Annotated in this window: 2 protein-coding genes; one reads left to right on the forward strand and one right to left on the reverse strand. The window is 59.8% G+C overall.

What is annotated here, in order from left to right:
• Positions 1 to 262: 262 nt before the first annotated feature.
• Complete coding sequence (locus KKC91_12995; GenBank protein MBU0479454.1) at positions 263 to 1567, reverse strand: ISNCY family transposase; 1305 nt, start codon at positions 1565 to 1567, stop codon at positions 263 to 265.
• A 156-nt stretch (positions 1568 to 1723) separates the two neighbouring features.
• On the opposite strand from KKC91_12995, the gene KKC91_13000 reads away from it, so the two are divergent.
• A complete protein-coding gene (locus KKC91_13000; GenBank protein MBU0479455.1) occupies positions 1724 to 1984 on the forward strand; it encodes a type II toxin-antitoxin system prevent-host-death family antitoxin in 261 nt (86 codons plus the stop codon).
• Positions 1985 to 2066 lie beyond the last annotated feature (82 nt).

Genomic DNA, 2066 nt, shown 5'->3' on the forward strand with positions numbered 1-2066 from the left:
GCCGGAAAGTAAGCTCGGGACGGCAAACGCCCCGATGCTCAAGAAGACGGTCAGGGCGATCAGTCCGATGGCCAGGAAGTAGAAGACGATCAGAACGGCGAAAAGGACCAGGCTCCTCTGGCGCTGCCGACGCTGAATCTCGTAAAAATCTTGAGGCCGTTTCTGGTTCATGCCGTAAGGACGGCATATCGTATACAAAAAACCGGATAACGGTCAAATCCCTTGCCGCAGTGGACGCTCGAGACTGAGTGTCTAAGCTTTGTCAAGATGTCCCCTCAACTGCCAAGCTAAAATGTCCCCCGGGATTGGGGGCGGGCGTTGTTTCGTAATAAACCTGGAGGATGTGTCGGGTGCTATGAGTCTCGCCGGGTTGATGGGGCCGTCGACTCCGGAACGGCTCTCGCAGAGGCGTCGGGCCGTGGCGTCCGAGGCAATGTCCCTCGAGCCAGACCGTCCAAGCTCCGTCGAGGTGCTGACGGACCAAGACGCGGCGGCGGGCGTAGCTACGGCGGCGAGGTCCCGGCGGGAGATCGATGATCAGGCCGCCGAGGCGGACGGTGTTGTCGTTGGCCACGGTGGCTTCGTAAGCGAAGGAAACGAGTTGATAGCGCTGGGCGGCATTGATTTTGCGGAAGGCCGTACCGGGGAGCTCGGGCCTCTTGGCGAAGCGGGCGTTGAAGCGATCGAGGTAGACGGCCTCCAGCCAGGCGTTGGCCTGATCGATCGCGGTAATGTTCGCGAGGGCCATCTCGGCGATGAGGCGATCCTGGAAGGTTCCGCCCTGGCGCTCGATGCGACCCTTCCCCTGGGGGGAGAAGGAGGGGATGGTTTCCGTGCCCAGTTCTTGAAGGACCCGTCCGACGTGAGTCGGGAAGCGTACGCCGGCCAGCTCTTCCTCATGGCTCCAGTGGTTATCGTTGCGGAAGAGGGCGCTGTGGCGGTCCTGATAAACGGCTGCGGGGATTCCATGCCGCTTCAGGACCAAATCCAAGAGTCTCAGATAGCCGATGGCATCCTCATGGGGCCGGAACAGAGCGCCCAGGACGGTCCCGGTCGCGTCGTCTGTGGCATGGAGGAGGCTCACGGCGGGCCGCTCGGGACCGAACCAGTGGTGAGGGCTGCCGTCCCACTGCATGAGGAGTCCGATCTGAGGTCGCCGCGGACGCCGGCTGCGGTGCTGGGGCGGCCGGCGACGCCGTTTCGGCCGGATCCCAGCTTCACGCAGCCAGCGGCGGACCGTCTCTCTCCCGATCCGAAGACCCTCCCGCTCCTCCAGCATCTCGACGAAGTGGCTATCATTGAACTGAGCATAGATCTCTCGATGGAGCGCCAGAACCCGTTCGCGGATTTCCGGACCCAGGGCGTTTGGGGCAGCCCGGCCCCGGCGCCGATGGGCCAGTCCCTTTGGACCTTCTCTCCGATATCGGGCCACCAGACGCTTCGCTTGACGATAGCAGACCTTCATGAGCGTAGCCCCCGCCTTCAAAGAGAGACTCTTCCGGACGACCTGCTCGAGAACCTGGATCCGCTGTGCCTCACGCCTGCTCAAGATTATAAGCTCCTTCATGTCCACCTCCTCGGAGGGGACATTCTAGCTTGGCAGTAAAGGGGGACACTATTGCTAGGCTATCACACAGAGCCCTTCAAGTCTTGACGGTTAAGCGGAAAAAAGTTACACTATAGTGTAACTTTTCTTGGAGGGAGGAGTATGAGGTTTGCGGGAATGAAGGAACTCAAGCAGAAGACCAGGGAACTCCTCAAAGCAGCCAAAAAAGAGGACATCATCATTACAGCCCATGGGAAGCCCACCGCAGTTTTACATCATGTCGATGCCGACGACCTAGAGGATTATCTGTTCGAAAACGACCCGGCATTCAAGCGGAAAATCGAGGAGTCTTGGCGGGAGTATCTTGCAGTTGGCGGAACTCCGATTGAAAAAACAATCGAAGACCTTGAAAAGCGCCGTATCAGTCAAAAAAGCTAAGGTCGTCCTGGCTCCCTCAGCAGAGCGCGACCTGAGGGCACTGGAGCCGACTCCTGCGCTCTTGCTGTGCCGAGACATAGCC

This window comes from bacterium (assembly GCA_018812485.1).
Taxonomy (GTDB): Bacteria; JAHJDO01; JAHJDO01; order JAHJDO01; family JAHJDO01; genus JAHJDO01.